Raw genomic sequence first — 22,996 nt, 5'->3', positions numbered from 1 at the left:
TGGACAACGTCGCGGAGGTCATCGGGAGGGTCCTGACGACCATCGACCGCAACCCGGACATCCTCAAGGACGTGACCTCCGCGACGTTGTCCAGACGCACCTTCAGCAGCGCCTGGGCCTCCACGCCCTTGATGTCGAGGTGGACGGCCCCCAGCTCCACGTCGGCCCCCACGTTCAGCCGGAGCAGGTCGAGCACCTCCGCCCGGAGCGACACCCTCGCCCGCAGGTCCTCCACGTCGAGGGCGATCTCGTCCACCTTCAGCAACGGGACGTCCAGGAGGACGTCCGGCTCCGCGGACTCCACGCCGACGGGTTCCTCGTCGACCTGCTCCTCGTCGACGGGTTCCTCCTCGACGTGCTCCTCGACCTCGTCGTCCATGTCACTCCTCGGGAACGCGCGGACAAGGGGGATCTTTCCGATCTTTTCACCGCCCGCGAGGGGCCGCCACCGGTCACGGCGCGGTGCGGCGGGCGCACGCGGAGGGGACCGCGGGACCTCCCTGCGGGTGATGTGCCTCAGGAAGGGCACACGGTCCGCGGACGTGCCTCCGATTGCAGTACGCCGAGGCATCACGCACCGGCCCACCGGGCAGGCAAGACGTTGTTCGGCACAGAACACCTCAGGGGATTCCTCGTGTCCACCACCGGAAGAGATGCCGATGTTTCGCCGGAGCGGGGGAACGGCACCCCGCTGCGGCGCGTCATCGGCCCCAAACTGCTGATTCTCTTCGTGATCGGCGACATCCTCGGCACCGGCATCTACGCCGCCACCGGTCAGGTCGCCGGAAAGGTCGGCGGGGCGCTGTGGCTGCCGTTCGTCATCGGGTTCGTGGTGGCCATCCTGACGGCCGCCTCGTACGTCGAGCTCGTCGGGAAGTACCCGCAGGCGGCCGGCGCCGCGCTCTACACCCAGAAGGCGTTCAAGGTCCCGTTCCTCACCTTCATCATCGCCTTCATGGTCATGTGCTCGGGCCTTTCCTCGGCCAGTGCGGCGGCCCGCGCCTTCAGCGGCGACTACCTCGCCGAGTTCACCGGCTTCTTCCCGCCCACCCTCGTGGCGATCCTGTTCATCCTCGCCCTGGCGGCCCTGAACCTGCGGGGCGTGTCGGAATCCGTGAAGACCAACGTGGTCCTCACCCTGGTCGAGCTGACCGGCCTGCTCGTCGTCCTCGCCGTCGGCGCCTGGGCGGTCATGACCGGGGACGGCGACCCCTCCCGGCTGGGCGAGTTCCAGGCGGAGGGGACCGGTTACGCGCTGATCACCAGCGTCCTGGGGGCGACGGCCCTCGGCTTCTTCGCCTTCGTGGGCTTCGAGGACTCGGTCAACATGGCCGAGGAGACCAAGGACCCGGTGCGTACGTTCCCGCGCGCCATCTTCATCGGCGTCACCGTCACCGGCACCATCTACGTCCTGGTCGCCCTGGTCTCCTCGCTGCTCGTCGACTACCGCGTGCTGGAGGGCTCCAGCGGCCCGCTGCTGGAGGTCGTCAAGGCCGGCGGCATCGCCTTCCCGCCCAAGCTGTTCGCGCTGATCGCCCTGTTCGCGGTCACCAACTCGGCCCTGATCAACATCATGATGGCGTCCCGCCTCTGTTACGGCATGGCCAACGAACGCATCCTGCCCCGCGGCATGGGGCGTGTCCTGCCCAGGCGCCGCACCCCGATCGCGGGCATCCTCTTCGTCTCCCTCCTCGCCATCGGCCTGGTCTCCACCGGGGAGATCGCCGGTCTCGGCGACACCACGTCCTTCCTGCTCCTGTGCGTCTTCGCCGTCGTCAACATCGCCGTCCTCGTGCTGCGCCGCGACCACGTCGAGCACCGGCACTTCCGCACACCGACCCCCCTGCCGGTGCTCGGCGCGATCACCGCCCTGATCCTGGCCAGCCCGCTGTCCGAGCGGCCCGCGAACGTCTACATCAGGGCGGGCGTGCTGCTGGCCATCGGGATCGGGCTGTGGGCGCTCAACAAGATCGTGATGAAGGTACGCGGCGAGGCGTGAGCCCCGCCTCCTTGCGGTGCGGGCCGTCCGGCGGATCGCGCACGTCCGATTCGTTCAAGAGGACGGAGGGGGTGCCCCGCTACCGTCGCTGCCATGAACGGCACCGACAGGCAATCGCGCCACCTCGGCGTCCACATCGACCGCACCGTCGACGATGTCTACGCCTATGCGTCGGACCCGGCCAACCTGCCCGCGTGGGCCCACGGTCTGGGCAGCTCCATCGAGAAGGTCGAGGACCGGTGGGTCGCGGAGCGCTCCCCCCTGGGACGGGTCACGGTCGCCTTCGCACCACGCAACGAGCTGGGTGTACTCGACCACGACGTCACGCTGCCCTCCGGGGAGACCGTCCACAACCCGGTCCGCGTGATCGTCAGCGGCAGAGGGAGCGAGGTGGTGTTCACCCTCCGCCGACAGCCGGGGACGAGCGACGCCGACTTCGAGCGTGACGCCGACACGGTCGCCGCCGATCTGGCCCGGCTCAAGGAGCTGCTGGAGTCCGCCGGAGAGGGAGCCTCCTCCTCCGAGGTCCCGAACGCGTCCGGAAGCCGGCGACCCGGATCCGGCTCGCGCTGACCCCTTGTGCGCAGGAGCTTCGGGAACTTCCCGGCTCCGGGGAGCCCGTCGGTACGGGCACGCGCACAGCACCGGACGAACGGCACGAGGGCCCGATGGGCGCGGTCGCCCCACTCGGCAGCGCCCCCGAGCCCTTTCGTCCGAGGCCGCTGCCCGGCCCCGCGTCGACGCCCGGACCGGAACCGTGGCCGAGGACGCCGCTCCGGTGTCCCCCGCCCCGTCCGCCCCGGACACGCACGGGGTGGGACTGACCGCGCACAGCCCGGGACCGGCCGCACGCCCGCCCCCGGGACCACTTACCATCACTCGTGATGAGGAGCTGTGCGCAGCCGGCGCAAGACAGAGGACGCAGTCCGCGGTGGACCCTTCGCGCCGCGGTCCTCTGCCCTGCCCTGGGCGTCCTGCTCGCCGCCTTGGTGGTGTGCCTGGGATACGCGGAGCACGGTGGCTCCGGCAAGAACGCCGCTGCCCCGACGGCCGTGTCCGCGGTCACGGCAGCGGCGGCGGGGATCCCGGTCGGGCACCACGTCCTGCCCGCCGTCCAGCAGGGCGACTGTCCCTCCGATGACACGTGCTGCTCTCCGGCCGCCCACGATGCGGCGGGCGTCCTCGGCGCACCCACGCAGCCCTTGCCCGTGGCGCTCCCCCGCGTCCCGGGCCTCCCGAGTCCGGAGCAGGGCCCCACGGTCCTCGCACAGCCTCCGCCGGTGCGCGGCGCTCCCGACCTCCACGTCCTTCAGGTGCAGCGGACCTGAGCGGATGCCGTGGCACCGTGCGCTCACGTGCGCGCGGGGCCCGAGCGACATCCATCCCCCTCACCCACCGCCGTACGGCGGGAGAAGGACGTTCAGTCATGGGCAAGACGAGCAAGAAGGCCGCAGCGGCTTCCCGCAAGACCCGCATCGAGGAGATGCGTCGCGCCGAGAGAGCTCGGGAGCGCCGCAACCGCGTCATCACCATCACGCTCAGCACGGTCATCGTCGCCGGGCTGGTCGGCTGGGGCGGGTACGCCCTCAACAGCGCCAACGAGAAGAGCGAACAGGAGGCCGCCGAGGCGAAGAAGCCCATACGGGGCGAGAAGGCCTGGGAGCCGAAGGAGCTCGGCCGGGACCACGTCCAGGGCACCGTGAAGTACGCGATGAACCCGCCGGTCGGCGGCGACCACCACCAGGCGTGGATGACCTGCGACGGCACCGTCTACTCCCAGGCGATAGCGAAGGAGAACGCCGTCCATTCCCTCGAGCACGGCGCGGTCTGGGTCACCTACAACGACCGGGCCGCCGACGCCGAGGTCAAGGCTCTCGAGGACAAGGTCTCCAAGACCCCGTACAGCCTGATGAGCCCGGTCGAGGACCAGTCCGGGGCGATCATGCTCTCGGCATGGGGGTACCAGCTCACCGTGGACAAGGCCTCGGACCCGCGGGTCGACCAGTTCTTCACCAAGTACGTCCAGGGACCTCAGACCCCTGAGCCGGGGGCCGCCTGCTCGGGCGGCCTGATGGCGTCATGACCGGCACGGTCACGGCGGAACGGGCCGCGGATCCGGAAGAGGCGCGGGGCCGGCGGCCCGGCCTCACCCGCTGGCTGACCGTCGGCGCGGCGGCCCTCGTCGCCGTCGTCCTGGCCCTGTCGGTCCTGGTGGTGGTGAGCGAGGACGACGACCGGGCGGTCGGCGTCCCGGCCGCGGACTCCGCCGACGCGGGGTTCGCCCGCGACATGGCCGTCCACCACCAGCAGGCGGTGGAGATGTCGTACATCGTCCGCGACCGCACGACCGACGAGGACATCCGGCGTCTCGCGTACGACATCGCGCAGACCCAGGCCAACCAGCGCGGCATGCTGCTCGGCTGGCTCGATCTGTGGGAACTGCCGAAGATCTCGCCCGACGGGTACATGACGTGGATGGAGGGCGGCCACGGGAGCCACCAGCCGAAGGACGGGGCCCTGATGCCGGGCATGCTCACGCCCGCTGAGCTCGACCGGCTCGGCGAGCTCGAGGGCGAGCAGGCGGAGGTCCTCTACCTCCAGCTCATGATCGAACACCACATGGGCGGCATCGACATGGCCCGCGCCTGTGCCTCTCAGTGCGAGGTGGACACCGAGCGGAGGCTGGCGCAGGGCATGGTCGAGGGCCAGCAGTCGGAGGTGGATCTGATGACCGCTCTGCTGAAGGAGCGCGGGGCCGCGCCCCGGAAGTGACTCCTCCCCGGTCGGGTGCCGCTCGGCGGCGGCACCCGACCGCCCGCGGATCCGTGCGGGGCGGCGCTCACGGGACATGCCGGCCGGGCTGCCCCGGTCCGGGGCAGTCCGGCCGGGACGCCGAGGACGGAACAGCGGTCGTCCACGGCAGCGCACAGACATCACAGGAGCGCACAGAAATTTAGGGTTCCCCTGGCCTGACCGGGCTTGTTCTCGAACCTTTCCCTGGGGCACGGCTCGCTAGCGTCCCGGTGCATGCAGGGGAGACCGGTACCGCCGGGAGCAGCGGCACGGTGCTGCTGCTCCCGTGGCGGTTCGGTTCGCCCGGGTCGCAGTCCAAGGGAGGAATCGATGCGCAAGGCCAAGCTGATCACCCTGGCCGGTGGCGGGGTGCTGCTGTCCGTGACCGTGGGGGCCGCCTTCGCCTCGGCGGGGCAGTCCGAACGAGCGTCGAGCGGCGAGCAGGTGACGGTCCGTGCCGCGTCCGCCGCCGGTTTCGAGATCGAGATCGACCCGGAGCTGGACGCCCGGTTCGGACCGCGGCCGGTCAACGCCGTCCAGGCCGCGGGGATCGTCACCGACAGCCGCCCCGGTGCCCGGGTGGTCAAGGTGGAGCTGGACGAGGAGGGGGGCAGGGCCGTGTGGGAGGTGGAGGCCCGGGACAGGGGCGGTGACGTCGAGGCCCTCGTCGACGCCTTCACCGGTCGAATCGTCGGCCAGGAATCGGAGGCGGAGGACGAGGACGACTGACCCGGCCCGCCGGCCGCACGCGGGCGGGTGTTCGCCGCTGTCCCACCACGGTGAACACCCGCCCGGCAGCGACGCGGTGCGGCGCGTGCACGCCGCGGCGGACTCGCCGTCCGCGGCGGGGACGGCGTCACCTGCGGACGGCGTCACCAGCGGGCGGCATCACCTGCGGGCAGTGGCCTGCCGAAGGGAGGCGCTCGGCGGGGAAAGGGAACGGCCGGGGCCGGCGCAGGGCAGGCTGACCACGGCGTCCAGTCCACCCGGGGACGCGGCACGCAGGGCGGCGTCCCCGCCGCCGGCGTGCGCGAGGCGCTGGACCAGGGCCAGGCCGAGACCCGTACCGCCCTTGGGGGCGTCGGGGGCGCGCCAGAAGCGGTCGAAGGCACGGAGACGTTGCTCCTCCGTCATGCCGGGCCCCTGGTCGATGACGTGCAGGTCCACGAAGGACGCACGCCCGTCGGCGGCGGCGCGGCGGCGCTCGGACGCGTGGCGGCCGCCCAGGCGGATGGTCACGGTGCTGCCGGGCGGGGAGTGACACAGCGCGTTGGAGAGCAGGTTGTCGAGGATCTGCTCGATGGCGCCGGGCAGCGCGAGGACGGGTCCGGTGCGCTCCCCGGCGAGGACCAGCAGCACCTGCCGCTGCTCGAAGACCGGGGCCCATGTCCGGTGCCGTTCGGCGCAGACGCGTTCCGGGTCGACCACGTCCCGGGTGACGGCCTTCTCCTCCGGGCCGGCCATCGCGAGCAGGCCCTCCACCAGGCGGGCCAGCCGGTCGGTCTCGGTGAGCGCCGCGGTCAGGGACGCCCGTCCGGAGGGCGCGACGGCCGGTTCGAGGTTGTCCAGACGCAGCCGCAGGGCGGCGAGCGGTGTCTTGAGCTGGTGGGAGGCTTCGGCGGCGAACGCGCGCTGGGAGGCCAGGAGGTGTTCCAGACGGGCGGCGGTCTGGTTGAAGGTGGCGGCCAGACCGCGTATCTCCGGTGGCCCGTCGGTCACGGTGACCGGCCCGGGCAGGCTGCCGTCGGCGAGACGGACGGTGGCCCGCTGCAGTTCGTGGACGGGGCGTGCGGCCCACCGGGCGACGGCGAACGCGAACCCGGCCACGACGGCCAGCACGGCGAGCCCGGCCGAGGCGAGCAGCAGCCACACCCGGTGGACGCGGCTGTGCACGGTGTCGGTGGGCACGGAGATGCGGACGGCGGCTTCGGGCGGGGTCGCATGGCCCACGGGCGCGGCGACGGACAGGTACCGCATGCCGCCGATCCGGGAGGTGCGCACGTCGGCGGAACCGGTGCCGTCCAGGGCCGCGGCGACGTCCGGCCGCCCCAGCAGCTCGCGTGCCTCCCGTTCGGACAGGGGGTGGGAGGCGGCGATGAGGCTGCCGGAGCGGCCGATGACGGCGATCTGCCCGCCGATGCGCCCGGCGCATTCCGTGACGCGCCGGGGCAGGTCCTCGTCCTCCCGGCCGGCGGCCAGGGACAGTTCGGCGAAGGCGGACAACGAAGCCGCTTCCTCCTGGGCGGCGCTGATCATGCGGTCCCGTTCGGCGCGGGAGTACACGAAGCCCAGGGGTATCTCCAGGCAGAGCAGCACCAGGGCGGCGATGCTCAGGTAGGTGAGCAGCAGACGACGGGTCACGGAAAGGCGCCCTCGAAGGCACCCGCGTGATCCCGCGAACGACCGCTCGGCTCGGGAGGAGGTGCCTGCACCGCGAGCCGGAACCCCACACCGCGCAACGTCTGGATCCAGCCCGGACGGCCCAGTTTCCGGCGCAGCGAGGCCACATGGACGTCGAGCGTCTTGGTGGCGCCCTCGTAGTAGGGGTCCCAGACGTGTTCGAGGATCCGCCGGCGCGAGCACACCGCCCCGGGGTCCTCGCACAGCAGCGCCAGCAGCTCGAACTCCTTCGGTGTCAGCGCGATCTGCGACCGGCCCACCCACACCTGCCGCGTACGGCGGTCGACCACCAGGGTGCCGGGGGCGTCACCGGCCGCGAGGAGGACTTCGGCCGCCGCCGGGCCGGGAGGTCCGGGGAAGGAGTACCCGTGGGCGGGGGCGGCCGACGGCTCCGTCTCCCGCTGCCCGTACGCCGTTTCCCGCTGTCCGTAGGCCCCTGGGGAACCCCCTTCGGCCAGGGCTCCCGGCGTGGTTTCGGTGCGCCGGGTGCGGCGGGAGACGGCGCGGATGCGGGCGACCAGTTCCCGGAGGCTGAACGGTTTCGCCAGGTAGTCGTCCGCGCCCAGTTCCAGACCGAGCACCTTGTCGCTCTCCGCGCCGCGGGCGGTGAGGATGATGACGGGAACGTCCGAGACCTGCCGGATCCCGCGGCAGACGTCGATGCCGTCCATGTCCGGCAGTCCCAGGTCGAGCAGGACGACGTCCCCGAACGGCCCCGCGAGCCCCTCCGCGCCCGTGGCGACCCGGGTGACCGACAGGCCGTAGTTCCGCAGCCCCTCGATCAGCGGCTCGGCGATCGTCTCGTCGTCCTCGATGAGCAGCGCCTGCATCCCCATGCGTCTTGTCCCTCTGTACGTCCCCGCACACGCCCTTGCAGAGGCGCCCGGCACCAGGGCCCGGGCGAAGTTCCTCCTGCCACGTACGCACCGCGAGGGCTCCGCGTTCAGATGCGGCCACCGCCGTGGCGGACGGCGAGTTCGACCCGTGTTCCCCGGTGATCTCCTCCGGGGACCTGCCGGTGGTCCTGGGGCGCGGACGGCGGAATCGGCCGGGCACTGCCGGGCATGGGCCCTCCGGGGGCGGTCCGGTACGGACTCGGGCCGACTAGGACCCGAGACCCGTGCGGTTGGTGCGCAGCGGGCCGGAGGCCAGACCCAGCAGTCCGACACCGACGACCGTCACGGCGCAGACGAGGACGGCGGCCATGGGGCTGCTGAGTCCGGCAAGATTGCCGAGCACGTTGTTCATGAGCAGCAGAGCGAGGCTCTGGACGAGGACGAGGACGGCCTGGACACGGGACAGGTGGCTCGCGGGCGTCATCGCGAGAACGAGCGGCGCGATGTGTACGGAGAAGACGCCGTTGCCCACACCGATGACCAGGCCGGCTATCGCCGCGCCTGCCACGCCCGGGGTGAGGCCCAGTCCGACCACCACGCCGGCCGCGATGAGCAGCGCCGGCGGGGCTCCCAGGTGGTAGGCGGCAGCGGCCAGGAGGAGGGAGAAGACCAGCATCACCGCGTCGCCCGCGATGAGCACGCGGCGCGCGCTGACGCGGTCGCTCACGGCGCCGCCGACGAGCAGGAGGAGAACGCGGGGCAGCGTGACGGCGCTCAGGACCAGGCCCGCGACGGCTCCCCCGTGGGCGCTCGCCGCCCAACCGAGGGCGAAGTAGAAGACCGCGTTGCCCGCCAGGGAGGCCAGGATGCCGGCGAGCCACAGCAGGTAGGAGCGGGGCAGCCGGGCGCGTCCCTCCGCTGCCGCCTCGGGCGGGGCGGAGACGGAAGCCCCCGTCGACGGGCGGAAAGGATTCTCTTCGGGAGCTGAAATCGGTCTCTTCTGCGGTGAAAGTGACTGGCGGGGCGGACGCGGCGCCCCAAGGGCGTCAGGCTTCGGCCCTCTGTACGCCGGTGAACCCGTCCAGTTCGGCTGCCAGGGGCTGGACGGTCCGGTTGACGAACAGTTGACGCATGGTCAGGCGCGCGCCGAGTCTTTCACGAGCGGGGCGACGACCTGGGTCGCGATGAGAGAGCGGCCGCCGAGCTCGAAGAAGTCCGCGTCCGCGCTCTCGACGGGCAGGCCGAGGCCCTCGGACCGGACCCGTGCGACGAGTTCCTGCGTGGGCGTCGTCAACGCGGCGGGGGATGGCGGGGACCCTGCTTCCCGGCTCAGCCGGACCGGCTCGGCCTTGCCCGCGACGGTCCGGGGGACGCTGTCCGGGAACACCACCTGAGGGGGCATCAGGTGCCCGGTGACGGCGAGCGATCGCCCCTGTGCCTGAGCCGGCGGATGCATCCGCGTGGGCCGGGTCCGCCCGGCTCCCACAGTTCGAGCCGATCCCGTTTTCCGGAGGGGGGCGACCTCGTTCGAAGATCGCTCGAAGGACTGGTCGAGGGCGATGGCGGGAAGCCGACGGCCAGCGGCACGGTGCGGACGATGCACTGCGCATCCTTCTCGGCCACCGAGCGGCGTGCCGTCCGCTGCCGTGATGACACGCGTCTCATAGTGGAGCTTCATGAGCATGGAACCGACCGACCGGCCTCAGTCCGGGTCCGCGCCCGTCACCGGCACGCCCGACCGCCTCCTCGTCGGTGTCGGGATGACCGTCGTCGCCGCCGTGGTCCTGTGGGCCTGGCTCGGCGAGGAGTCCTTCGACAGCGTCTCCTCCACGAGTCTGACGTGGGTCCTGAACAACTTCGGCTGGCTGTTCGTGGTCGCCGCGGACGTGTTCCTGGTCCTGTGCCTGGTGATCGCCTTCAGCCGGTTCGGCCGGATCCGACTGGGCGAGGACGACTCCGAGCCGGAGTTCGGGAACCTCGCCTGGATCGCGATGATGTTCAGCGCCGGCATGGGCATCGGCCTGATGTTCTACGGGGTCGGGGAGCCGCTCACGCACTATCTGGTGCCGCCCCCGGCGAGCGGCGTGCGGGCCGAGACCGGCGCGGCGGCGCGCACGGCCCTGGAGTACTCGTTCTTCCACTGGACGCTCACCCCGTGGGCGATCTACGGGATCGTGGGGCTCGCCCTGGCGTACGCCGTGTTCCGCAAGGGCCGCGGCAACCGGCTCAGCGCCGCGTTCGTACCGCTCATCGGCGCCCGGCGGGCCGAGTCGTGGCAGGGCAGGGCGATCGACCTGCTCGCCGTCTTCGCCACCGTCTTCGGCACGGCGACGAGCCTGGGCCTGGGCGCGCTGCAGGTGAGCGAGGGCCTCAACCTCACGGTGGGGGTGAGCAGTTCCCGGACCACGGAGCTGATCATCATCGCGGCGTTGTCGGCGGCGTTCGTCGCCTCGGCCTTCTCCGGCCTGCACCGGGGCATCAAGTGGCTGTCGACGCTGAACATCGTGCTCGTGGCGGCGGTGATGGTGTTCGTCTTCCTGGTCGGCCCGACCGTCTACGTCCTGGACACGATCCCGGCGTCCGTCGGCGGCTACCTGCAGAACCTGCTGCCCATGGCCTCGCGGACCGGCGCCTTCTCCGACCACGCCTGGCTGGGCGCCTGGACGATCTTCTACTGGGCCTGGTGGCTGTCGTGGGCACCGTTCGTGGGGACGTTCATCGCCCGCATCTCGCACGGCCGGACCATCCGCGAGTTCCTCGTCGGCGTGCTGCTGGTGCCGAGCGGGGCGACCGTCGTCTGGTTCTGCGTGATGGGCGGTACGGCGCTCCGCCTCGAGTCGACCGGGCAGGCGGACCTCGCGGGCGCGATGGAGGACGGTGTCGAGGCGTCGCTGTTCGCGATGCTGGACGCGCTGCCGATCGGCACGGTCACGTCGTTCGTCGCGATGATCCTGGTCATGACCTACTTCATCACCAGCGCCGACTCGGCGTCGCTGGTGATGGGCTCCCTGACCAGCCGCGGGGCGCTGCACCCGCCGTCGTGGCTGGTCGTGGCGTGGGGCGTGCTGATGGCGGCGGTGGCGGCGGTGCTGCTGGTGGTGGGCGGGCTGGACTCACTGCAGACGGCGACGATCCTGGTGGCGCTGCCGTTCGTGGTCGTCATGCTGCTGCTGTGCTGGGCGCTGCTGCGGGAACTGCGGCAGGACCCTGCCGCGGGACCTTCCCGCCACCACGCACTGCACGGGCTGCAGGACGTCGTGCGGACGATGGTCGGCGACGTCGTCGCGGAGCGGGACCGGGCGCGCCACCACCGGCTGCGGCGGGCGGCGAAGGCCCGCACGGAGTCCGACGACGGGACGTGACGCGTCCTCGCGTCACCCGGAACGGTCGTACGGCACCGGGCCCGGTCCGCCGGGCGGCTCGGGAAGGTGACGACACCTCGCCCATGAGGGCGGGGGCGTTCTCCGTACGGGCACGGTGCCGTAGGGGCGGAGCTTTCACCGGTCCGGGCCCAGCCGGTTCGCCGCCCCGCCGGGTGCGGGTCGCGCAGGACGCCGTCGGACGTCCGGACATGCCCGGTTCCGGGTGTGCTCGGCCGGTGGAGTGACGGCTTGCCCACGATTCCCGGGTTCGCCTGCGGCAGGCGGAGCAGCCGTCCGGGCTCCGCCTCGGCAACTCGCTTCCGGTCCGGACGGGAGCCGTGCGCCGGAGCGGGTACTCGGCCGTGGAACGGGACACATGAGTCATCGGCTTGCGGAGGTGCTGATCATGCGCACCGGACTGCTCAGAGCACTCGGAGCGGCGACGTGCGCGTACGGGGCCGCCGCCGCATACCGGCCCGGTCTGCTGGCCCGTCCCTTGGGACTGGCCGATTCCCACGGCCGTGTCGGCCCGTACAACGCCCTGACGGTACGCCCCCTGGCGTGGCGGGACGCCGCCACCGGCCTGGCGATGCTCGTCGCCCCCGAGGGCCCGGCCCTGGCCACGGTGACCGCCGTGCGCATCGCCTCCGACGTGGGTGACGCCCTCCTGTTCGGCGCCGCCCTTCCCGGCCGGTTCCGCCGTGCGGGAGCCGCCACCAGCGCACTGGGCTGGGCCGCCTTGGGGGTGGCGGGGCTGATGGGGAGCCGCCGCGCCACCGAGGGCCGGTCGAACGGGCACCACGGACCGCGCTGACCGCACCGGTCGGACGGGAGGCCGTCCCGGCTCACCGCCCGTACGGCCTCCCGGCTGCCCACGGAACTGCCCGCTTCCGTCCGGCAGGCGACGGGCCCCTCGGCCGGTGGCCGTTCGAGCGTCTCGACGAGCGCCGCGTGCCGACGCGGTGTGAGCCGCTTGACGGTCGCGGCGATCCCGGTGCCGGGCACACGCCGAAGGACGGACCGACCAACCGGTATGCAAAGGGGGTGCGCCGCCCCTGGGCTTCTGCCCGGCGCCTCGCCCCTGTCGGAACCGGCGCGCGCCGCTCACGACGAGAAGGAGGGGCCCATGGTCGTCGACCCCCGGGGAGCCGATCTCGCACGGTTGATGGCGGAGGATCCCGGTGGTCCCGTCGTCATGCTCAACCTGCTGCGCTTCGCCCCCGACGGCCGCGCCTCCTACGAGGAGTACTCGCGACGGGCCGCCACCTTCCTGAAACGGTACGGAGGCGAGTTGCTCTACGCCGGCGACGGTGGCACTCCCCTGGTCGCCGAGGACGGGCAGGCCTGGGACGCCGTACTGCTCGTCCGCTATCCCGATCGCGCAGCGTTCAGCCGGATGGTGGCCGACCCCGAGTACCGGGAGATCACCGGTCTGCGCTCCCGGGCTCTGGCCGAGGCCGTGCTCCAGCCGACCAGCCCTTGGTCCTTCGGTCGCGACGGATAATCATGAGGCCCGTACCACGTCCGCGTCATGCGGGCCCGATCCCCGGTGCCGTTGCTTCACGCCCCGTCGGCACCTGCGGCGAGGGTCCTCGTTGACAGTCCTCCGCTGTCCCGACATGGCGTCCCGCTCCCTCGGCAAAAGTCAGCACCAGGTCAGCAGGAGTCCTGCCGCAGCTGCCCACAGACCGCCGCACCGTGGAATCGTCCGCCACTCCGGCTCGAGCGTGCCATCTGCTCGGCCGCCGTCTCGCGGGCGGCCGGAGAACGAGAGCCGGCGACCGGCAGCCTCCCACCCGCAGGCCACTGTCCCTCCTGCGCTCCTGCAGCTCAGCGCACCCTTCCCCGCGGCTTCAGCGGCGTTGCCGGCAGCTCGGGAGCAGGCAGCGGATCCCCGTCGTACCCCTTCACCTCGCCGAAGCGGGTGCCTTCCATCCAGTCCCGGCGGGCCTGTTCGATCTCCTCCTGGGTCCGGCCGATCCAGTTCCAGAACATGATCAGCTCTTCCGCGAACGGCTCGCCGCCCAGGAGCATCAGACCGGCGTCCGACTCGGCGCGCAGCGGGAGTTCGTCGCGGCCGCAGCCGAGGTAGAGCATCGAACCGGGGAGGACCGGTACGCCGTCGACGTGGGCCTCGCCGGACATGGAGAGCACCGCGTACTCGAAGTCCGGCTCCAGCGGCAGGCGGACGTCCGCGCCGCGCGTCAGGGCGAGGTCGGCGCCGACGATGGGGGTGTACGCCGTCCCGGGCGAGGTGGCGCCGTCGAGGTCGCCGAGGATCAGTGTGGCCTCGATGCCCGGCGCGGTGACGACCGGCAGGTCGGCGTGGTGCTCGAAGCGGGGCTCGGTGTGGCGGTGGCCGTCCGGGAGCGCGACCCACAGCTGGGCGCCGTGCAGGAAGCGGGCGTGCGAGCGAGGGCTCTCCTCGGAGTGACTGATCGCCCGGCCGGAGGTCATCAGGCCCAGCTCCCGCGGGCGGATCGTCTGGAGGCTCCCCGTGGAGTCGCGGTGCAGCACCTCCCCCTCGTGCAGCCAACTCACCGTCTGCAGCCCCATGTGCGGGTGCGGCGGCACCTGCATGCCGGGCTCGTCGGCGATGTCGTCGGGACCGTAGTGGTCGACGAAGCACCAGGCGCCGACCATGCGGCGGCCCAGGTTGGGCAGCAGGCGCCGGACCTCGCTGGACTCACCGAGCTTGACGTGCCGAGGGCTGAGGAGTTCCCGCACGGGCTCCGTCACGACGAAACCCCGGCCGCCGCACGGGGAAGGAACCGCCTCGCGCTCAAGATTGCTCATGACGGACAACCTAGCCCCGCGGAGCACCCCCCGTCAGTCCGTCGCCACGCCCATGACGGTGGTTCCGGGTACCGGCGGCGGAACCCGCCGAAAAATAGAAGCCATGGCGATAATAGCCATGTACGGTATTCATTATGAGTTCGGCGCATCAGGGCGCGACGCCCGGATTCCTGGTCTGGCGGCTGTCCATGAAGTGGCGCGTGGCGGTCGACCGCGCGGTGGCCCCGCTCGGCCTGACGCACGCGCAGTACTCCGTGGTGGCGACGTTGCACGGGATGCGGCGCTCCGGCGAACGGCCCAGCCAGCGCCGCCTCGCCGACCTCACGGGGCTCGAACCGCTCTACGTGTCGAAGCTCGCCCGCGCCCTGGAGGCCGCCGGCCTCCTGGAACGCACCCGGGACCCCCGCGACCCGCGCGCCGTGCAACTGGCGCTCACCGAGCGGGGCGTCGAGGTCACCCGGCAGGCCGTCGAGGTCGTCCAAGGGCTCCTGCGGCAGTTGCTGGAGCCGCTCGGCGGTCTCGACGGCCCGCGCACCCGGGCGTTCGTGCACGACCTGACGACCCTGCTCGACACACCTCTCGACCCTTCGGCAGACCATCCGAGCACACACGGGACGGAGCAGTCATGACCACCACCGCACCCCCGGTCGACGGCCGTGTCATCGGCCTGGCCCACTACGCAGGCCGCGCGGTCCTCGACAGCGTGCTGGCCCGCCACGACGTCACCTTCCAGCAGTCCGTCGCCCTCCGGGCCGTCGCCGTGGCCGATGCCGGCCGCGTCGACCGCGCCCGTCTCGCCGGGGAGGTCTCCGGCGCCCTCAAGCTCCCCGCCGCGGAGGCCGACGGCGTGGTCGACGAGCTGATCGCCTCGGGGCTGCTGGCCCCGCACGAGCCGTCCGGGGTCCGGATCACGGACGCCGGACGGGAGGTGCACCGGCGGAGTTCCGCCGAGACCGGAAGGATCAGCGCCAGGATCTACGCCGACATCCCCGCCGAGGACCTGGCCGTCGCCGGACGGGTGCTCGCCCTCGTCACCGAGCGGGCCGACGCGGAACTGGCCGCCGCGACCGGCGCGGCCGAGTAGGGGGGAGCCGCGGAATAGGCGACCGCCCGGGTCCGTTGTCGGCCTCGAAGGAGGTACGAGTGGACACCTTGTACTACGACCACGGAACACCCGCCGAGCGCTGGGAGCGGGCCGGGATGTTCTTCGACGCCAAGGACTACGCCGCCGCGGCGCGCGTCCTGGACGGGCTGGTCGAGGAGGTGCCGGAGCAGACCGGACCGCGGCTGCTGCTGGCGCGTGCCTACTACCACTCGGCTCAACTGCGCCGCGCGGAAGCCGAGTTGCGCGTCATCGTGGAGCGCGACCCGGTGGAGCACTACGCCCGGCTGATGCTCGGCCGCACGCTCGAACGGCAGGGGCGGCACGAGGAGGCCCGGTCGCACCTGCGCATCGCCTCCGCGCTGGCGGGAGAGTTCGACGAGAACTGACGGAACCGACGGGGACTGACGGGACCAGGGGTCCCCTTCGTCGGAACGGCCGGTGCCCGGTCCCCTCGGGGGCCGGGCACCGGCGCGACCGCGGCGCGCGCTACGCCGCCGTCGTCGTCCCGTCCTCGCGCGTCCGCCGTCCGCGCCGGTACGCGATCTCCCCGAGCACGATGTCGACGGCGAGGAACGCCGCCAGGGGGATGCCGAACAGCGGCACGAAATAACCCAGTACGGCGATCACCGCCAGCAGCGGGACGAGGACGTACGGCGGCACCTGCTGCCAGGCTCCCCGGGGGATCGGCCGGCCGAAGGCGGAGCCGCGTCCGCGCTGCCACCACATGCGGTAGCCCCACAGGACCAGCAGGATCAGGGCGAGGGCGAGGGCCATCAGCGCGAGCTGGTTCACCGGGCCGAACAGGCTGCCGGTGTGCAGGTCGATGCCCCAGCGGGTGAGCTTCGCGAGGACCGGGTAGTCCGCGAACCGCAGGACGTCGGTGACCTCGCCGGTGGCCGGGTCGACGGCGACCGAGTCCTGCTTCTCGGGCCAGCTGCGCTGGATCTGCTGGACGACGTACGCGGAGGCCGCGTCGGCGGGCGGGACGATCTCCACGGGGTCGCCCAGGCCCTCGGCCCGCGCCGCCGCCAGGACCTCGTCCAGGCCGGCCGCGTGGGCCGCGTCGCCCGTCGCGGCGCCGGCCGTGCCGTGGCCCGCGTGGTCGCCGCCCGCCGCGGCCGACACCGACGGGGTCTCCTGGCCGAGCGCGGCGCGCAGTTCGCCGATGTTCGCGCCGGCGTGGGCGGACCAGGTCAGGCCGGTCGCCGAGAGGAAGACGAAGCCGGCCGCGGCCCAGACGCCGACGCCGCCGTGCAGGCCGAGGGTGCGGCGCCGTCCCGTGGTGCCGCGCACCTTGCGCAGGGAGCGGCGCCGGGAGAACCACAGCGCCAGTCCGCCGCCCGCGATCACCCACAGCCAACTGGCCGCCAACTCGCTGTAGAGGCGGCCGGTCTCGCCCAGGTGCAGATCGCGGTGGAACTCGTCGATCCAGGTGCGCAGGGGGAGCGCGCCGCTGGAGCCGTACTGCTCCAGCGCTCCGCGCACCGTCGCGGTGTACGGATCGACGAAGACGGCGAGCGTGTGGCCCGGGTCCACGCCCGGTACGCCGGACAGCATCACCCTGGTGGTGGCGTCCGGCTCGGGCGAGGGGCGTACGGCGGCGACCGTGCCCTCGGGATGGGCCTTGCGGGCGGCGGCCACCTGCGCGGAGACGGGCAGCTTGCGGTCGCCGACGGGAACGGTCAGCTCATGGTCGTAGACGATCTTCTCGGCCTGGAAGGAGGCCGCGTACAGCAGGCCGGTGAGGGCGGCGACGAGCAGGAAGGGGGCCACCAGCAGGCCCGCGTAGAAGTGCAGGCGCAGGACCAGGGGCCGCAGGGTGGCCCAGGTGCTCCTGGTGGGCGAGGGGGCGGGGGTTCGGGGGGCCTCGTTCGCGGTGGGCGAGGGAGCGGTGGTCATCGGTCGGCTTCTCCCGGGAACGTCTCGGCGCGGTGGTAGTGCGGTAGTCGCGTCGGCGGGGCGCCGAGTTCCCGGGCCCCGTATGTGACCCGCGCCACTCGCGGGGTCGGGGGTGCGCGGTGGCGGCGTGGCATCCTGGCGCGATGGGAAACCCGAGCGCTCACGCCCCCTTGACCGAGCTGGTCGAGGAACTCCTCGCCGTGGAAGGGCCGTTGCCCATCGTCGCGGCCGGTGATCCGGTGCTGCGGCGCGGCACCGAGCCCTTCGACGGCCAGCTGGAGCCCGCGCTGCTGGCCCGGTTCGTCGAGGCGCTGCGGATCACGATGCACGCGGCGCCGGGGGTCGGGCTGGCCGCGCCGCAGGTCGGGGTGGCGCTGCGCATCGCGGTGATCGAGGATCCGGCGCCGGTGGCGGAGGAGGTGCGGCGGGCGCGCGGGAGGGAGCCGCAGCCGTTCCGGGCCCTGGTGAACCCGTCGTACGAGCCGGTCGGGACGGGACGGGCCGCCTTCTTCGAGGGGTGTCTGAGCGTGCCGGGGTACCAGGCGGTGGTGGCGCGGCCCGCCGAGGTGCGGCTGACCGGGCAGGACGAGCACGGGCGAGCCCTGGACGAGGTGTTCACCGGGTGGCCCGCGCGGATCGTCCAGCACGAGACCGATCACCTCGACGGCGTCCTGTACCTCGACCGTGCCGAACCGCGCTCGCTCTCGTCCCACCAGGCGGTGGTGGAGCGCTGGTCGCAGCCGACGGCCGAACAGGCCGCGCGGGCGCTGGGCTTCGAGCTGCCCTGAGGGGTGTCCGGCGCCGCCCCGGCACGGTCGCCGGACCGGGCGGGCGGACTCAGGCGTCCCGGTACGCCTCCAGCAGCCGCAGCCAGACCTCGCTGATCGTCGGGTACGAGGGGACCGCGTGCCACAGGCGGTCGACCGGGACCCGGGCGGCGACGGCGACGGTCGCGGAGTGGATGAGTTCGCCGACGCCGGGACCGACGAGGGTGACGCCGCGCAGGATCTCCTCCTCGAGGTCGACGACCATGCGGGCGCGGCCCTTGTAGCCCTCGACGTACAGACCGGCGCCGGCGACCGTGGACAGGTCGACGTCGACGGCGCGGACGCGGTGGCCGGCCTGTTCCGCCTCGGCCAGCGAGAGACCGACGGCGGCGGCCTCCGGGTCGGTGAAGACGACCTGGGGCACGGCGGTGTGGTCGGCGGTGGCGGCGTGCGCGCCCCAGTCCTGCGCGAGCACGGGTCCCCCGGTGGCGCGGGCGGCGACGGCGGCGCCCGCGATGCGCGCCTGGTACTTGCCCTGGTGGGTGAGCAGGGCCCGGTGGTTGACGTCGCCGACGGCGTACAGCCAGTCGTGGCCGGTCACCCGGAGGCTGTCGTCCACGGGGAGCCAGGAGCCGGGCTCCAGGCCGATCGTCTCCAGGCCGATGTCGTCGGTGCGCGGGGCCCGGCCGGTGGCGAAGAGGATCTCGTCGGCCTCGATCCGGTCGCCGTCGTCGGTGACGACCAGGACGGTGCCGTTCTCCCTGGTCACCGACTTCACCGAGGTGCCGGTGCGGACGTCCGCGCCGGCTTCGGTGAGGGCTTCGGCGACCAGTTCCCCGGCGAAGGGCTCCATGCGGGACAGCAGGCCGCCGCCGCGCACCAGCACCGTGACCCGCGAGCCGAGCGCCTGCCAGGCGGTGGCCATCTCGGTCGCGACCACACCGCCGCCGACCACGACCAGCCGGCCGGGCACGGACCGGGCGCTGGTGGCCTCCCGGCTGGTCCACGGCCTGACCTCGGCGAGTCCGGGCAGGTCGGGCAGCCGGGCGCGGCTGCCGGTGCAGACGGCGACGGCGTGCCGGGCGGTGAGGACGCGCCGGCCGCCGTCGGCACCGGTGACGGTCACGGTGCGCGGACCGGTGAGCCGTCCGTGGCCGCGGTGCAGGTCGGCTCCGATGCCCTCCAGCCACCGGACCTGGCCGTCGTCCTTCCAGTGGGAGGTGTAGGCGTCGCGGTGGGCGAGGACCGCAGCGGTGTCCAGGGGGCCCTGGACGGACCCGCTCAGGCCGGGTGTGCGGCGGGCGTCGGCCCGGGCGAGCACCGGGCGCAGCAGGGCCTTGCTGGGCATGCAGGCCCAGTAGGAGCACTCGCCGCCCACCAGCTCGCTCTCCACGACCGCGGTGGTGAGCCCGGCGGCGCGGGTACGGTCGGCGACGTTCTCCCCCACGGGCCCGGCGCCGAGCACCACGACGTCGTAGGCGAGGTTTTCCGCTTGCGTCGATTGCGTTTCCGTCATGGCGTCAGTCTGGTGGGTGGTGTGCGCGGTGGCCACACGGGTAGGGGCGCGGAATACGTGACCGGTCGGCCGTGTTGTGCCGACGGCCCGGCCCGACACCAGGAAGAGGGAACACGCCATGAGCAGCACCGTGGAGCTCACCAAGGAGAACTTCGACCAGACGGTCACGGACAACGAGTTCGTCCTGATCGACTTCTGGGCGGCCTGGTGCGGTCCGTGCCGTCAGTTCGCACCGGTGTACGAGAAGGCGGCGGAGGAGAACCCCGACCTGGTGTTCGGCAAGGTGGACACCGAGGCGCAGCCGGAGCTGGCCGCGGCCTTCGGCATCCAGTCGATCCCGACGCTGATGATCGTCCGCGACCAGGTCGCCGTGTTCGCCCAGCCGGGCGCCCTGCCCGAGGCCGCCCTGACGGACGTCATCGGGCAGGCCCGCAGGCTGGACATGGACGAGGTCCGCAAGCAGATCGCCGAGCAGCAGGCACCGCAGGGGCAGGCTTCGAACCAGGGCGAGTGATCCCGCCCCCTCCCGGCCGCGGGGTGGCGGCGCCCGCCGCCCTCCCCGTCAGCTGGACTCGCGGTGCACCACCGACGCCCCCAGCACCTTGTGCGCCTCGGGCGCGGCGGCCGGGTGGCGCACCGCGCGGTCGACCAGTTCGGCGAGCTCACGGCCCGACGGCAGTTCGAGGTGGACGGTGCTCAGCCGGGGCCGCAGCAAACGGCCCAGCATCAGGTTGTCGGCGCCCACCACGGCGGTCTCCTCCGGGATGCGGATGCCCTCGTCCTGAAGGGCGCGCATCAGGAGCATCGCGTACTCGTCGTTGTACGTGAACACGGCGTCGAGGCCGAGGTCGCGCCAACGGGCGGCGAGCCGCGCGGCGGCACCCTCGTCGTGGGCGAGGGGCAGCTCGGTGACCGTGGCGTCCGTGCCGCGCAGGGCCGCGCGCACCCCGGCCAGGCGGGGCGCGGAGAACGCCTCCAGACCGGGCTCCCGCGGGACGACGACGCCGATCCGGCGCCGGCCCCGGTCGAAGAGGTGGGCGCCCGCGCCGTGGCCGACGACGTCGTGGTCCATGAGCAGGGCGTACGCGCCCGCGACGGACTCGGGTCCGAGGGTGACGACGGCCCGCGCCCCGGAGCGTTTGAGCAGCTCGACGCCCCGTGGGCCGAGCCCGGAACCGGGGACCAGGACCGCCACGGGCCGCAGCTCGGCCCAGGCGCGGGCGGCCTCGTCGTCCTGCGGGCCGACGGTGCCGTGCTGCACGACCGTGTAGTCGAGGCGGCCGAGCGCCCCCTGGAGGTCGGTGATGAACTGGCTGTAGAGCGGGCCGACGGGGAAGGCCGGCGCGGGCATCAGCACCATGCGGCTGTGCCCGGCGCGCAGGCTGCGGGCCGCCGCGTGCGGCACGTACCCGAGTTCCTTCGCGGCCTCGCGGACCCGGCGCCGGGTGGGCTCGCTGATCCGGACGGCGCCGACGTCGTTCAGGACGTAGGAGACGGTTGCGCGCGAGACGCCGGCCAGGCGGGCCACATCGGCGCTCGTGGGGACGGAGCGCATCGGTGCGGGGGACGCGGGCGGGGGCGTTTTCGGTATCTGCACCATGACGTACCGCATCCTTGCAGAAGGAGTAACGGGGCTCTCAGCCGGGGGAGTTGAGAGCCCCGCGGACGGCCGTCGGCCCGGTCCCGGGCGCCGGGCCGACGGGGGGCGGCGACCGGCGGGAGGGCGTCGGGTCAGCAGGCGGGCGTCGTGCCCGTCACCCGGTCGACCAGGTCCGACCACGCCGCCTCCAGCCGCTCCGGCGGCATGCCGCACTGCCGGGTCAGGTGGTGGATCAGAGCGGGGTCGAGCTGGGCCAGCAGGGTGTGGGCGAGGATCTCGCAGTCCGCGCCCGGTACCGCCTCGCGCAGCAGCAGGGTGACGTGATGGCGCAGCACCTGGCGGGGCGGGGTGGTGAAGCGGCGGCCGGGCTCCGGTTCGGCCGCCAGCTGCAGCTCCAGTTCGTCGGTGCTCCGGCGGAGCGTGGCGAGGCCGAACGCCCGCAGCCGCTCCACGGGCGGCGCGCCCGGCCCCAGCGGCGGGGGCCCCGTGAGGAAGGCGGCCTGGAACTTCTTCTCGGAGTGGTCGAGGAGCGCCGTGAGCAGGCCGGTGCGGTCGCCGAAGCGGCGGAAGACCGTCCCCTTGCCCACCCGGGCCGCGGACGCCACCGCCTCCATGGTGACGCCGTCCGCGCCGCGCTCGGCCACGAGCCGCGCGGCCGCCTCCAGCAGCCGGGCCCGGTTGCGCGCGGCGTCGGCACGCAGGCAGGGTTCGTCGACGTCGATGCCGAGCTGCGGCAACTCCCGCGGCTCGACGGGCTCCTGGGGCGCCGGGGTGGGCGACGGCACTGCGGACATGAAGACAGCGTAAAGCATCGGGAAGAAACTGGACCGTGGTCCGGTTAGACTGCTACAACAGAAACGGACCTCGGTCCGGATCGTTGACGCAGTGCTTCCCCCCTTTCTGGCCTTTCTGGAGTTTCCTCATGTCTGTTCGCATCCTCGCCCTCGTCGGCAGCCTCCGCGCCGGTTCGCACAACCGCCAGCTCGCCGAGGCCGCGGCCAAGCTCGCCCCGGAGGGCTCCGAGGTCGCGCTCTACGAAGGGCTCGCGGAGATCCCCTTCTACAACGAGGACATCGACGTGGAGGGCAGCGTCCCGGCCGCCGCCGCCCGGCTGCGCGAGGCCGCCGCCGGCGCCGACGCGCTGCTGCTCTTCACCCCCGAGTACAACGGCACCATCCCGGCCGTCCTGAAGAACGCCATCGACTGGCTGTCCCGCCCCTACGGCGCCGGCGCCATCGGCGGCAAGCCGGTCGCCGTGATCGGCACCGCCTTCGGCCAGTACGGCGGCGTCTGGGCGCAGGACGAGGCCCGCAAGGCCGTGGGCATCGCCGGCGGCAAGGTGATCGAGGACCTCAAGCTCTCCATCCCGGGCTCCGTGACCCGTTTCGCCGAGCTCCACCCGGCCGACGACGCCGAGGTCGCCGAGCAGCTGACCGAGGTCATCACCCGCCTGCGCGGCCACGCCGGCGCGTCGGCCGCCGCCTGATCACGTCCGGCGTGACCGGGGCCTGAAGGGGGCCGGAGCCGCGGTGGCTCCGGCCCCCTCGCCGTGCCCGTGTCCCCCGCACCGGCGGAGGGCCGGGTCGGGGCCGGTCCGGCGGATCGTGCGGCGGACGCGGGGCCGGACGGGCCCTCCCCCGAGCTCCCGAGCTCTTCGAGCAGGGGGCGCCCCCAGCGGCGTCGCCGCCGGTGGTCGACGCTCCGCGTCGCCGCCCCTTCGCCCCGCGCGCGAACCGGTCCGGCCCCGCCCACCGGTGTCACCGGGACACCGCCGACCTCCCGCGACCCGATCCGCCGGACGGGCCCTGAGCGGCGCCCGCGTCGAGCGCGAACCAGACCGCCTTGCCCACCCCGTGCGCCCTGACCCCCCACTCGTCGGCGAGGGACTCGACGAGCACCAGTCCCCGGCCGTTCGTCCCGTCG

General features: G+C 73.1%; 22 protein-coding genes and 2 pseudogenes. 14 read left to right on the top strand and 10 right to left on the bottom strand.

The window, feature by feature from the left end:
• Positions 1–379 (bottom strand): annotated as a pseudogene (locus B7L92_RS03380) (hypothetical protein); the annotation flags it as partial.
• 255 nt (positions 380–634) lie between these two features.
• Between B7L92_RS03380 and B7L92_RS03375 the strand changes: the two are divergent.
• The 5 genes and pseudogenes from B7L92_RS03375 (at position 635) to B7L92_RS03350 (ending at position 5,521) form a co-directional block, all read left to right on the top strand.
• Positions 635–1,999 (top strand): APC family permease, encoded by a 1,365-nt coding sequence (locus B7L92_RS03375; protein WP_081236005.1) that lies wholly within the window; start codon positions 635–637, stop codon positions 1,997–1,999.
• A gap of 93 nt (positions 2,000–2,092) precedes the next feature.
• Positions 2,093–2,500 (top strand): annotated as a pseudogene (locus B7L92_RS03370) (SRPBCC family protein); the annotation flags it as partial.
• Positions 2,501–3,425: 925 nt separating this feature from the next.
• Positions 3,426–4,082, top strand: a complete 657-nt coding sequence (locus B7L92_RS03360) for a thioredoxin-like domain-containing protein (RefSeq protein WP_081236002.1) — start codon at positions 3,426–3,428, stop codon at positions 4,080–4,082.
• Positions 4,079–4,771 carry a DUF305 domain-containing protein gene (locus tag B7L92_RS03355; RefSeq protein WP_255310735.1) on the top strand — a complete coding sequence of 231 codons (693 nt, stop codon included), beginning with the start codon at positions 4,079–4,081 and terminating at the stop codon, positions 4,769–4,771. The genes B7L92_RS03360 and B7L92_RS03355 overlap by 4 nt, the downstream gene beginning before the upstream one ends.
• A gap of 351 nt (positions 4,772–5,122) precedes the next feature.
• The gene (locus B7L92_RS03350; protein ID WP_107501360.1) at positions 5,123–5,521 is read left to right on the top strand and encodes a PepSY domain-containing protein; all 399 of its coding nucleotides are present in this window, start codon (positions 5,123–5,125) and stop codon (positions 5,519–5,521) included.
• A gap of 159 nt (positions 5,522–5,680) precedes the next feature.
• Here the strand turns inward: B7L92_RS03350 and B7L92_RS03345 are convergent, their stop codons facing one another.
• The 4 genes from B7L92_RS03345 to B7L92_RS03330 all read right to left on the bottom strand — a co-directional run bounded on the left by B7L92_RS03345 (position 5,681) and on the right by B7L92_RS03330 (position 9,430).
• Positions 5,681–7,153 (bottom strand): sensor histidine kinase, encoded by a 1,473-nt coding sequence (locus tag B7L92_RS03345; RefSeq protein WP_081236000.1) that lies wholly within the window; start codon positions 7,151–7,153, stop codon positions 5,681–5,683.
• Positions 7,150–8,028 (bottom strand): response regulator transcription factor, encoded by an 879-nt coding sequence (locus B7L92_RS03340; RefSeq protein ID WP_255310734.1) that lies wholly within the window; start codon positions 8,026–8,028, stop codon positions 7,150–7,152. The genes B7L92_RS03345 and B7L92_RS03340 overlap by 4 nt, the downstream gene beginning before the upstream one ends.
• A gap of 268 nt (positions 8,029–8,296) precedes the next feature.
• A complete protein-coding gene (locus B7L92_RS03335) occupies positions 8,297–8,911 on the bottom strand; it encodes an MFS transporter (RefSeq protein ID WP_255310736.1) in 615 nt (204 codons plus the stop codon).
• A 252-nt stretch (positions 8,912–9,163) separates the two neighbouring features.
• The gene (locus B7L92_RS03330) at positions 9,164–9,430 is read right to left on the bottom strand and encodes a hypothetical protein (RefSeq protein WP_143626226.1); all 267 of its coding nucleotides are present in this window, start codon (positions 9,428–9,430) and stop codon (positions 9,164–9,166) included.
• A 274-nt stretch (positions 9,431–9,704) separates the two neighbouring features.
• On the opposite strand from B7L92_RS03330, the gene B7L92_RS03325 reads away from it, so the two are divergent.
• The 3 genes from B7L92_RS03325 (at position 9,705) to B7L92_RS03315 (ending at position 12,894) form a co-directional block, all read left to right on the top strand.
• A complete protein-coding gene (locus B7L92_RS03325; RefSeq protein ID WP_081235997.1) occupies positions 9,705–11,390 on the top strand; it encodes a BCCT family transporter in 1,686 nt (561 codons plus the stop codon).
• A gap of 406 nt (positions 11,391–11,796) precedes the next feature.
• Positions 11,797–12,204: a hypothetical protein gene (locus B7L92_RS03320; protein WP_174703923.1), complete on the top strand. Its 408-nt coding sequence runs from the start codon at positions 11,797–11,799 to the stop codon at positions 12,202–12,204.
• Positions 12,205–12,516: 312 nt separating this feature from the next.
• Positions 12,517–12,894: a DUF1330 domain-containing protein gene (locus B7L92_RS03315; RefSeq protein WP_081235995.1), complete on the top strand. Its 378-nt coding sequence runs from the start codon at positions 12,517–12,519 to the stop codon at positions 12,892–12,894.
• A 326-nt stretch (positions 12,895–13,220) separates the two neighbouring features.
• Here B7L92_RS03315 and B7L92_RS03310 read toward each other — a convergent pair whose 3' ends face one another.
• On the bottom strand, positions 13,221–14,186 hold the full coding sequence (locus B7L92_RS03310; RefSeq protein ID WP_081235994.1) for a pirin family protein: 966 nt from the start codon (positions 14,184–14,186) through the stop codon (positions 13,221–13,223).
• Between the two features lie 134 nt (positions 14,187–14,320).
• Here B7L92_RS03310 and B7L92_RS03305 point away from each other — a divergent pair, with 134 nt between their 5' ends.
• From B7L92_RS03305 to B7L92_RS03295, 3 genes are read left to right on the top strand one after another with little or no spacing between them, the layout of a single operon-like run.
• A complete protein-coding gene (locus B7L92_RS03305) occupies positions 14,321–14,815 on the top strand; it encodes a MarR family winged helix-turn-helix transcriptional regulator (protein WP_081235993.1) in 495 nt (164 codons plus the stop codon).
• Positions 14,812–15,270 carry a winged helix DNA-binding protein gene (locus B7L92_RS03300; protein WP_081235992.1) on the top strand — a complete coding sequence of 153 codons (459 nt, stop codon included), beginning with the start codon at positions 14,812–14,814 and terminating at the stop codon, positions 15,268–15,270. Before B7L92_RS03305 ends, B7L92_RS03300 begins: the two co-directional genes overlap by 4 nt.
• A 59-nt stretch (positions 15,271–15,329) precedes the next feature.
• Positions 15,330–15,677, top strand: coding sequence for a tetratricopeptide repeat protein (locus tag B7L92_RS03295; RefSeq protein WP_081235991.1), 348 nt, complete (start codon positions 15,330–15,332; stop codon positions 15,675–15,677).
• A gap of 100 nt (positions 15,678–15,777) precedes the next feature.
• Here B7L92_RS03295 and B7L92_RS03290 read toward each other — a convergent pair whose 3' ends face one another.
• A complete protein-coding gene (locus tag B7L92_RS03290) occupies positions 15,778–17,190 on the bottom strand; it encodes a PepSY-associated TM helix domain-containing protein (protein ID WP_081235990.1) in 1,413 nt (470 codons plus the stop codon).
• A gap of 143 nt (positions 17,191–17,333) precedes the next feature.
• Here B7L92_RS03290 and B7L92_RS03285 point away from each other — a divergent pair, with 143 nt between their 5' ends.
• Entirely contained in the window at positions 17,334–17,978 is a 645-nt protein-coding gene (locus tag B7L92_RS03285; protein WP_081235989.1) for a peptide deformylase, read from the top strand.
• A gap of 49 nt (positions 17,979–18,027) precedes the next feature.
• Here B7L92_RS03285 and B7L92_RS03280 read toward each other — a convergent pair whose 3' ends face one another.
• Positions 18,028–19,473, bottom strand: a complete 1,446-nt coding sequence (locus tag B7L92_RS03280; RefSeq protein ID WP_081236007.1) for a dihydrolipoyl dehydrogenase family protein — start codon at positions 19,471–19,473, stop codon at positions 18,028–18,030.
• A gap of 118 nt (positions 19,474–19,591) precedes the next feature.
• Here B7L92_RS03280 and trxA point away from each other — a divergent pair, with 118 nt between their 5' ends.
• Entirely contained in the window at positions 19,592–19,987 is a 396-nt protein-coding gene (gene trxA, locus B7L92_RS03275) for a thioredoxin (RefSeq protein WP_081235988.1), read from the top strand.
• Between the two features lie 48 nt (positions 19,988–20,035).
• Here trxA and B7L92_RS03270 read toward each other — a convergent pair whose 3' ends face one another.
• Positions 20,036–21,073, bottom strand: a complete 1,038-nt coding sequence (locus B7L92_RS03270; protein WP_081235987.1) for a LacI family DNA-binding transcriptional regulator — start codon at positions 21,071–21,073, stop codon at positions 20,036–20,038.
• A 131-nt stretch (positions 21,074–21,204) separates the two neighbouring features.
• Positions 21,205–21,867: a TetR/AcrR family transcriptional regulator gene (locus tag B7L92_RS03265; RefSeq protein WP_081236006.1), complete on the bottom strand. Its 663-nt coding sequence runs from the start codon at positions 21,865–21,867 to the stop codon at positions 21,205–21,207.
• Between the two features lie 128 nt (positions 21,868–21,995).
• Here B7L92_RS03265 and B7L92_RS03260 point away from each other — a divergent pair, with 128 nt between their 5' ends.
• Positions 21,996–22,559: an NAD(P)H-dependent oxidoreductase gene (locus B7L92_RS03260; RefSeq protein ID WP_004979731.1), complete on the top strand. Its 564-nt coding sequence runs from the start codon at positions 21,996–21,998 to the stop codon at positions 22,557–22,559.
• The last annotated feature ends 437 nt before the right edge of the window (positions 22,560–22,996 follow it).

It is taken from the genome of Streptomyces viridosporus, from assembly GCF_002078235.1.
GTDB classification, from domain to species: domain Bacteria; phylum Actinomycetota; class Actinomycetes; order Streptomycetales; family Streptomycetaceae; genus Streptomyces; species Streptomyces viridosporus.
This window is presented reverse-complemented; position numbering and strand designations above follow the sequence as displayed.

Bases quoted from the DNA above. Each gene is read 5' to 3' on its own strand.
- B7L92_RS03360 (WP_081236002.1), top strand. From the start codon at position 3,426: ATGGGCAAGACGAGCAAGAAGGCCGCAGCGGCTTCCCGCAAGACCCGC.
- B7L92_RS03340 (WP_255310734.1), bottom strand. From the start codon at position 8,028: ATGGGGATGCAGGCGCTGCTCATCGAGGACGACGAGACGATCGCCGAG.
- B7L92_RS03350 (WP_107501360.1), top strand. From the start codon at position 5,123: ATGCGCAAGGCCAAGCTGATCACCCTGGCCGGTGGCGGGGTGCTGCTG.
- B7L92_RS03310 (WP_081235994.1), bottom strand. From the start codon at position 14,186: ATGAGCAATCTTGAGCGCGAGGCGGTTCCTTCCCCGTGCGGCGGCCGG.
- B7L92_RS03270 (WP_081235987.1), bottom strand. From the start codon at position 21,073: ATGGTGCAGATACCGAAAACGCCCCCGCCCGCGTCCCCCGCACCGATG.
- B7L92_RS03355 (WP_255310735.1), top strand. From the start codon at position 4,079: ATGACCGGCACGGTCACGGCGGAACGGGCCGCGGATCCGGAAGAGGCG.
- B7L92_RS03325 (WP_081235997.1), top strand. From the start codon at position 9,705: ATGAGCATGGAACCGACCGACCGGCCTCAGTCCGGGTCCGCGCCCGTC.
- trxA (WP_081235988.1), top strand. From the start codon at position 19,592: ATGAGCAGCACCGTGGAGCTCACCAAGGAGAACTTCGACCAGACGGTC.
- B7L92_RS03300 (WP_081235992.1), top strand. From the start codon at position 14,812: ATGACCACCACCGCACCCCCGGTCGACGGCCGTGTCATCGGCCTGGCC.
- B7L92_RS03330 (WP_143626226.1), bottom strand. From the start codon at position 9,430: ATGCCCCCTCAGGTGGTGTTCCCGGACAGCGTCCCCCGGACCGTCGCG.
- B7L92_RS03285 (WP_081235989.1), top strand. From the start codon at position 17,334: ATGGGAAACCCGAGCGCTCACGCCCCCTTGACCGAGCTGGTCGAGGAA.
- B7L92_RS03260 (WP_004979731.1), top strand. From the start codon at position 21,996: ATGTCTGTTCGCATCCTCGCCCTCGTCGGCAGCCTCCGCGCCGGTTCG.
- B7L92_RS03290 (WP_081235990.1), bottom strand. From the start codon at position 17,190: ATGACCACCGCTCCCTCGCCCACCGCGAACGAGGCCCCCCGAACCCCC.
- B7L92_RS03315 (WP_081235995.1), top strand. From the start codon at position 12,517: ATGGTCGTCGACCCCCGGGGAGCCGATCTCGCACGGTTGATGGCGGAG.
- B7L92_RS03320 (WP_174703923.1), top strand. From the start codon at position 11,797: ATGCGCACCGGACTGCTCAGAGCACTCGGAGCGGCGACGTGCGCGTAC.
- B7L92_RS03280 (WP_081236007.1), bottom strand. From the start codon at position 19,473: ATGACGGAAACGCAATCGACGCAAGCGGAAAACCTCGCCTACGACGTC.
- B7L92_RS03305 (WP_081235993.1), top strand. From the start codon at position 14,321: ATGAGTTCGGCGCATCAGGGCGCGACGCCCGGATTCCTGGTCTGGCGG.
- B7L92_RS03265 (WP_081236006.1), bottom strand. From the start codon at position 21,867: ATGTCCGCAGTGCCGTCGCCCACCCCGGCGCCCCAGGAGCCCGTCGAG.